Consider the following 7,373-nt stretch of genomic DNA (forward strand, 5'->3'; position numbering starts at 1 on the left):
TATCTGTTGCGCGTGATCCTCAGACGAGCGCGTTGCTGAGTGCCGCTGGGCACCCGCCAGCGCAACAACCTCATCACATTTCTCTTAAGGCGAGCCTGCTTCATTTTCGACAGCGAGGGTCAATCCCCCGCCCGCCCTGGAAGATCGGTCAGATCCTGAGCCCAGGCCAACGCCGAGGAGCACCAGATCTGCGAGCGGGGCCTAAGCGCCTGTCGCTGGTTAATCGTCCCCAGTCTGATCCCAACCTCTTCGGCATCTTCATCCTCCCCCGTCGTATAGATGGGCGATCCGCAATCGGAACAGAAGAACTGCAACCGTCGGCGACCGTTGTCGGCGGTCTTGACGTAAAGTCTGGGCTCGCCGGTCGTTATCTGAAACTGGCTGCGTTGCGTGCTGACGGTTACCCTGTAGGCAGTTCCCGTCAATCTCTGGCAGTCGGTGCAGTGGCAAATGGCCACGTCTTGTGGATCGATCTCGGCTTCATAAGTGATCTTTTGGCATTGGCATGCGCCATCGATATGCATGTTACCTCTCCATCCGTATTGCTGTTTCCATGAGAATGCCCATCGCAAGTGGACCTCTACATCTGCCGGTCCTGATACCCCTCGACACCCTGATTTTTACGTCTGCGCCTGTCGCGGGATTTTGCCTGCCTTCTTGCCTCCCGCAATTCGATCAATGTCGGCTGCCACCATCCGCGGTCTTTCTCGTATGAGGACGCATCGTGGCGTGCCGGCCACGTGTGAACCAATTCCTCTAGCGTCGGTAGACGCCATCCTGCCCACACATGCTCAGCACTGACGTCAGGATGGTGCTCGGAAACCTCATTCTGATCGACGAGCTCACCCGTGATTTCGGTGATGACCACGACACCATAAGCGGTTGTGCCAATCGGGCAGCCGAGACGCGGTAGATCATCGCTCGGGACCGGAAGCCTCTTCTTCCTTCTCTCGGACGTTCGGCGTTTTGCTTTGGCCTCTTCCTCGGTGCCCCTCCTCGCCTCGGCCCTTTTGCGCCGCTCCGAGGGTTCGGCCCACTTGGCAGCATCCTCGATGGCTTCCCACCGCTGCTGCAGCTCGTCATAGGAAGAATAAGGAGCCTCCCAGACCTTGTCGTCTCCGTTCCAGCGGGCGAATGGAATCTGCCGGAGTTCGTCGACGACGGTGCGGGAATAGGGGGTTCGGACGCGGAGACCGCGGTCATGGACCTCAAGGTATGGACTGAGGATCGGCTCGAATTCGAAAGCGTCGCGTCCCTTCGCCTCCTCGAACGGAGTTTTGCGGTTCGCCTCCGACGCCAGCCACCGGTCGATGCGGCGCCGCGCTGTGCTGCCAGGAACCGTCCAGGCCTGAAGGCGGTCGTTCCACCGCGCCTTCGGGAAGGCCTCGCGAAACCGCGCCACGGTCATGCGGTCGAACGGAAACGAGACGGTTTCCAAAGCCGGGCTATCCTCGTGATCTTCATCATGGTCGTCGTCCATGGCAAGAAACGATCCAAGGTTGACGGAGGTTGCGCCTTAGCGAGTGGGCCCGTCACGATTTTACTGCCTTAGCGAGGTCATAGCCCGTATTTTAAGCGCGGAAGAACCTCGTCGAGTTCGTCCGCCGCCGCCAAAAAGCTTTGAAAACCGTTGTCCCGGATTGCCGAGGTTCCATCCGGTGAGAGCGTCCAGTGATCGCAGACCCGCTCGCCACCATAAGGCTCCTTCGCATGAACACGTAATTCGTGAAACAGACGGATCTCCTTACGATGATAATCCGCTCTCCGCTCATGCGGCCGCTCCCTATCTCGCCGACTGTCTGGCAAGCTCACGCACGGCCAAGGCCATCGCTGCTTCCTGGGCGGCTTCGGGCGTAGCCTCTTCGTCAGGCCGCACGCCGACGCCTCCCCAGTTGCTTCGCGTGATCGGATTTTCGGCCCTGCCTGTTGGCACGACAACGAAAAGGTCGAAACCGAGATCGTTCAGCCCGCCGGGATTTGCTCCTCCGCGTGTTGTCTCGCCGACCACGGTCACGCGCTTGAGGACCTGCAGGTCGTAGGCAAATTCCTCACCCGCCGAATAGGTCTTCGGACCAACCAGAACGTAGACCGGCTTGCCGACGTAGCGCACTGGCGTCGGCGAACTCCAGAATGACTCCGTTCTGAACGTCGATGTCCCGCGATTGCGCCAAATGAGATCGTTGATATGAACGCGCTTGCCCGGGTCCAGGAAGAAACTGGCAAGGTACGCGACGGATGCCGGATGTCCGCCGCCATTGTCCCGCATGTCGATGATGAGCGCCGCGGTATCGGACACGCTACGCATGGTATCATCGGCTGCCGGGTTGAACACATCGGGCGTAACGAACCGCGCCAAGTGGACGTATCCAATATTGCCGTCCAGCCGTTTCACCTCGAAGCCGGCATCCTGAAGCGTGGAAGGCGGAGGCAGGTTGCGGAACGGTGGTCCGAAGATCACCCGCATGTGGCTATCCTTGGTAATCGCCCGCAGTTGTCCGGTCAGTTGCGCCGCAAACTTGCTCGGATCCGTGACACCAGCATAGACGTTCTCTGCCAACGCCTTCTCCAGCGTAGCCGCCGCCTGCTCTCCCATATCCGGGAACACGTAATCTTCGCGCAACTTGATTGCGATGCCGCCGATCACGTTCCTGACCGCAGTCTGGTCCAATAGCACGCTTTGCGCCACGTCGGGAGCCACATCGGCACTCGCCATTGATGGCTCGGCCAGGAGGGCGATAATTGTCGCAACACAGGCGATAAGAAATGGCGATCGACGATTGAGCATTTGTTTTCCCTGTTACGGTTCGATTGATGATGCAGTGACCCAGTACGTTTTGCTAGGTCGCCATCACCGAACTTGGTTTCCCATAGGTCCTCGACTTCTGCCCTCCGCGATGGTCTTGAATGGCACGCCCACCTTAGTCCGGATACTCAATCTCAAACGTTTCTCCAGCTGATGAACAATCCGCGTTCCTTTCCAACCTCAAGAACACCATTGCCCGCCTGAAACGCTTTGGTGATCGCATCCCGGAATGCGGCAAGCTGCGCGTCATCAGCAGCATCGCCGGGAGGATAGGACGTCAGCGCCAGAAATATGTCTTCCGGTTCGGTCACGCGTAGACAGGCCGGATGCTGCTTCATGGTCACATTGCCGAACTGAGCCTGCATGATCCCCTCGGCGACGTCATATCCGAACGCGGCGCCGGCAGGATCGACTGGCGGGCTGCCGAACACCGTCGTCAGGGCGTACATCTCGCGCATGTTGCCGACGCCGTTCGTCGTCACCGCCAGACAACCGCCCGGCCTCAGAACCCGGTGCATCTCCGCAACCGCCTTCGACGGGTCAGGCAGATGATAGAGCATGTGCATGGCGATGACGGCGTCAAAGGACCCGTCTTCAAAGGGCAACGCGGCCGCGTCGGCTTGCTGGCCTGTGACCGATGCAAATTGCAGGGGCCGGCAACGCTCGACGGCTTCCTGGACCATGCCCGACGAAAGGTCGGAAAGCGTAAGCTGCAGGTTTTGCGGCAAGCCGCTTGCGGCTGCCTCCCAAAACCAACCAGGACCACACCCGACATCAAGGATGCTGTCACCGGGCTTGAGAGGAAGCTGCCCTGCTATCCAAGGAAACCAGCTGGTCTCGGCAATCGTATATTCGCTGTTCAGCCGGGCGCGAGCCGCGAGCTTGCGGCTATCGCCATATTGCTCTGCATTGCCGGTCGTTATCGAGGCCATGCCTCACCTCCATCTTTCTTTCTCCCCGAAATCCTGTCTCGACCTCGTGGGACTTATTGCCGACACCCTTCGAGCCAAACATCCGAAAAGCCGGAAGGCACACACGCCCCAGCCGCCAGACGCTGGATGCGTGCGGCGCGTTCATCGAGCTTGGCGTCGCTTCTGGTGAGATCATAGGAGGCCGGCGCTATCAGCACCGCCGCCAGCCGGATAAACTCGGCTTCGGTCAGCTCGGCTGGAGGCCGCCCATAGATCGCCGCGCTTGCCGAATAGAAACCAACCATCCAGCCGTTAGGACCTTTGCCCATTTCCAGCGTCTCCAGCCACAGGGCAAGGATCTGCTCCTTGGAAAGACGGCTCTCCAGCCCAAGCGCATAGCCGGTCTGGCGTATCTTGCCGAGGCCAGAATGAAATTCCTGAAAGGCGAGCCGCTTGGCAGCCGATTGAGTGATGGTGGTCAACCCAGCGCCCGGGCTCGAGAAATCAACACCAGAATGCGTTGAGAAATTCGGGTCTTCCACGGCGAGCAGAATTGCCCGATGAGCTGCCCCCAAAGTATCGCCGCCGCGGCCTTGAGCAATCACCGCGTCGGCGCGAGCACGCAAGTCCTCGGCATCCGATAGCGCATCCCAGTATCCCTTAGCACCATAACCAACGAGACCGATAAGCAAGAGCGCAACGACAAAGCTGCCATATTTCAGTATCCGCGTCATTCGATCTGCATATCCTACGATTGGTCTTGTGTTGATAGATCAGACATTTTGTTTGTGGTGAGCCACTCGCAACGCTGTCGATAGAATTCAGTCGATGCTGACAGGAACTGCTCCAAGAAAACATCGGAGCCAAGATCTGCGTTCAGTGGATCAAAAGAAGCCATCCAGAAATGCGGCAGCGCTATCGGATAGACCAATTACTTTGTCTGTGGCCTGGCGGTAGAATTTAAAGTTCAGCTCCGTTTCGGGCTTACCGTCATCCCAATCGTTGTATTGCGCGAGCTCACGTCGGCCAAGCAGTCGCGACGCGAGGTCGCCTCTTCTCACTTTCAAGCTGACGCGTGGCGTCTGCCGCACGACATTCGCTTTCCTCGGAACTTCTATGGCATCGACAACGGTGCCTCGCGCTACAAGCCCACAGCCGCCCTCGTTCTCGCTCGCAAACAGATAGATTGTGTCGCCGGCCATAATATGTTTACCGCCATACATCGTCTTCTGTTCCAGAAAGCTGTACTCAACGCCATCTGGATCAGGAATTTCAGTCTTATGGCATAATCCATGGTATCACCACTTCGCCTCCATGCGAGCATGGCAAAATCGAGGTCGATGGGCAACTTCGAAGTGTGTGAGCGTGGAGTTCTAAGGTACCAGCCGAAACGCATGCCGCACCATCCATGGAAATGGCGTGCGCAATTGTTGGTGGTCGCAAATGGTAGCCGTTTGATCGTGAACCGCTCAGGCAGGATTATACAATCAGCGACTGTTAAAAAGGTGACCTTGGAGACTGAGTAGCGAAAACTGGAGCCTGCGAATGACCGCCTCACTATCCTTTCTCGGTCTCCCGGACCGCCTCGCAGACGGCCATATCCCGTGCGCCGTCATCTTTGGAGCGAGGCACGGGAGCAAGTATCCTGGCGAGGACAGCGATGGTCACGCCTTGGCCGCCGACGCCATCCGCCGTGCCAGCCAGGAAGACGTCTCAAATGTGGAGCACTGGGATTTCGATCTTGGCGGCCCACTATTCGCCGGTGGCCCAATCTGCTGTATCGACGCGGGCGACCTCCCGACCGATGCCAACGACAGTAGGGGTAATCGCAATCTGATCGAAGCGAAGACGCAGGAGATCCTGGCTTCGTCCGCCGTGCCGCTCATGCTCGGGGGCGACGATTCCGTGGTCATCCCCTTTCTTGCCGGTTTTGCAGATGTTGGGCCGATATGGATTCTGCAGATTGACGCCCATATTGACTGGCGTGATGAGGTGCAGGGTGAGCGCTACGGCTATTCGAGCCCCATGCGCCGGGCGAGTGAGATGACCCATGTCGCCGGAATGGTTCAGGTCGGCATGCGCAGTGTCGGCAGTGCACGGCAGGAAGAAGTCGATGCAGCTCGACAATATGGTAGCCGCATCGTCACGGCGCGGGAAGTTGATGCGCAAGGCATTGACATCGCTCTCCAGCATATTCCGGAGGGATCACGCGTCGTCATCACTCTCGACTGTGACGGCCTCGATCCAGGCATCATGCCGGGTGTAGCGGCTCGGACGCCGGGCGGCCTGACCTATCGCCAGGTGATCGATCTGATCGCTGGCGTCGGCAGGCGCGCCAAAATTATCGGGTTTGACCTTGTCGAACTCTATCCTCCATCCGATGTTGATGGCTTATCGGCACTGACAGCGTCCCGCTTGCTCGTCAATGCAATCGGGGCCGTTGTGCGGCAGAATTGAAGGTACAGATCTATGACTACGATCGTCGTTTCTTATTTTGATGGCGCTGAAGTTGAACTGGTCGAAGGGCCCGATCCTGACGCTCCCGCGTCCGCTGCTGCTCTGGCCTCGTTTCTTGCGCTGACGAAGGCGGACAGGCTGTCGGACACGCGGCACGTTTTTGCTTTTTACAAGGACTATTACGAAGAGGCCGGGAGACCGGAATGGCTGGACGCGGAAATAGGCATTCCGGAATCACCCGCCGATATATGGGATCATGTAATTCCGGGACCTGTCAGCGTCGAGAAAGGGCGAAGGGACGATGAAAACTGGTACGTGGTGATGCAGGCTGAGTGCGGCTGGGATGCCGAACGCGGACTCATGATGGTTTGGCGAAACGGTGCGACGCTTACGAGAGTCGGTGGATATAATGGTCACCTGACCAACGTGAATGCGTACGCGGATCCCGCTTTGGAGACTGTCGTCTACAAAGCGAGAAACCCCGAATTCACAACAAGGCTTTCTCAGGAGACTGACTGAAAGTTCATCGAACGTTTTGTCCGATTCTCAACCACTGCGACCAGGTAACGGCACAACCAATGAAGTGAACCGCACCGGGTTTGCCGGAGGCCATTTGGTTTGAGTTATGCGGCCATGGCTGGTTCGTCCAGCATGGCGTAGTAGCGTTCTTCAGCCTCGGCTGGCGGTATGTTTCCGATGGGCTCCAGGAGTCGTCGGCGGTTGAACCAGTCGACACATTCCAGAGTTGCGAATTCCACCGCTTCGAAGTTCCTCCATGGTCCGCGCCGATGAATGACCTCGGCCTTGTAGAGACCGTTGATCGTTTCGGCGAGGGCATTATCATAACTGTCGCCGACACTCCCGACAGAAGGCTCGATGCCAGCTTCTGCCAGCCGCTCGGAGTACCGGATGGACACGTATTGAACGCCCCTGTCCGAATGGTGCACGAGCCCACCGCCATGAACGGGACGCCGATCATGAAGTGCCTGTTCAAGGGCATCGAGGACAAAGCTCGCATGTGCCGTCCGGCTCGCCCGCCAGCCAACGATGCGCCGGGCAAAGACGTCGATCACAAAGGCCACGTAGACGAAACCCTGCCAGGTCGCGAGTGGAGTAAGAAGCGCAGAAGCACTTCTCCTCCCCGAACCGTACGTGCACCTTTCAGCGCATACGGCTCTCTATTCAAGCTTGGCCCATGGCCA

The 7,373-nt window shown here is 58.3% G+C and carries 8 protein-coding genes and 1 pseudogene; 2 read left to right on the forward strand and 7 right to left on the reverse strand.

Annotated elements, in window-relative coordinates; all coding sequences use genetic code 11:
* Positions 1-119: 119 nt before the first annotated feature.
* From FB593_RS26170 to FB593_RS26195, 6 genes are all read right to left on the reverse strand, one after another.
* Positions 120-524, reverse strand: a complete 405-nt coding sequence (locus FB593_RS26170) for a GFA family protein (protein ID WP_145167412.1) — start codon at positions 522-524, stop codon at positions 120-122.
* Positions 525-580: 56 nt separating this feature from the next.
* Positions 581-1,480, reverse strand: a complete 900-nt coding sequence (locus tag FB593_RS26175) for a hypothetical protein (protein WP_145167414.1) — start codon at positions 1,478-1,480, stop codon at positions 581-583.
* 303 nt (positions 1,481-1,783) lie between these two features.
* Positions 1,784-2,713, reverse strand: coding sequence for a S41 family peptidase (locus FB593_RS26180; RefSeq protein WP_321186338.1), 930 nt, complete (start codon positions 2,711-2,713; stop codon positions 1,784-1,786).
* A gap of 224 nt (positions 2,714-2,937) precedes the next feature.
* On the reverse strand, positions 2,938-3,735 hold the full coding sequence (locus FB593_RS26185) for a class I SAM-dependent methyltransferase (protein WP_145167418.1): 798 nt from the start codon (positions 3,733-3,735) through the stop codon (positions 2,938-2,940).
* 53 nt (positions 3,736-3,788) lie between these two features.
* A complete protein-coding gene (locus FB593_RS26190) occupies positions 3,789-4,448 on the reverse strand; it encodes a transglycosylase domain-containing protein (RefSeq protein ID WP_321186339.1) in 660 nt (219 codons plus the stop codon).
* A gap of 150 nt (positions 4,449-4,598) precedes the next feature.
* Positions 4,599-4,937, reverse strand: coding sequence for a hypothetical protein (locus FB593_RS26195; protein ID WP_321186340.1), 339 nt, complete (start codon positions 4,935-4,937; stop codon positions 4,599-4,601).
* Between the two features lie 322 nt (positions 4,938-5,259).
* Between FB593_RS26195 and FB593_RS26200 the strand changes: the two genes are divergently transcribed.
* A complete protein-coding gene (locus FB593_RS26200; protein ID WP_145167422.1) occupies positions 5,260-6,171 on the forward strand; it encodes an agmatinase in 912 nt (303 codons plus the stop codon).
* 12 nt (positions 6,172-6,183) lie between these two features.
* Positions 6,184-6,690 (forward strand): DUF6985 domain-containing protein, encoded by a 507-nt coding sequence (locus FB593_RS26205; protein WP_145167424.1) that lies wholly within the window; start codon positions 6,184-6,186, stop codon positions 6,688-6,690.
* 104 nt (positions 6,691-6,794) lie between these two features.
* Here FB593_RS26205 and FB593_RS26210 read toward each other — a convergent pair.
* Positions 6,795-7,286, reverse strand: a pseudogene (locus tag FB593_RS26210) (DDE-type integrase/transposase/recombinase); the annotation flags it as partial.
* Positions 7,287-7,373 lie beyond the last annotated feature (87 nt).

Source organism: Rhizobium sp. SJZ105 (assembly GCF_007828365.1).
GTDB lineage: Bacteria > Pseudomonadota > Alphaproteobacteria > Rhizobiales > Rhizobiaceae > Agrobacterium > Agrobacterium tumefaciens.

Coding starts and splice junctions, on each gene's coding strand:
- FB593_RS26195 (WP_321186340.1), bottom strand. CDS start 4,937: ATGTATGGCGGTAAACATATTATGGCCGGCGACACAATCTATCTGTTT.
- FB593_RS26175 (WP_145167414.1), bottom strand. CDS start 1,480: ATGGACGACGACCATGATGAAGATCACGAGGATAGCCCGGCTTTGGAA.
- FB593_RS26180 (WP_321186338.1), bottom strand. CDS start 2,713: ATGGCGAGTGCCGATGTGGCTCCCGACGTGGCGCAAAGCGTGCTATTG.
- FB593_RS26185 (WP_145167418.1), bottom strand. CDS start 3,735: ATGGCCTCGATAACGACCGGCAATGCAGAGCAATATGGCGATAGCCGC.
- FB593_RS26190 (WP_321186339.1), bottom strand. CDS start 4,448: ATGACGCGGATACTGAAATATGGCAGCTTTGTCGTTGCGCTCTTGCTT.
- FB593_RS26205 (WP_145167424.1), top strand. CDS start 6,184: ATGACTACGATCGTCGTTTCTTATTTTGATGGCGCTGAAGTTGAACTG.
- FB593_RS26200 (WP_145167422.1), top strand. CDS start 5,260: ATGACCGCCTCACTATCCTTTCTCGGTCTCCCGGACCGCCTCGCAGAC.
- FB593_RS26170 (WP_145167412.1), bottom strand. CDS start 524: ATGCATATCGATGGCGCATGCCAATGCCAAAAGATCACTTATGAAGCC.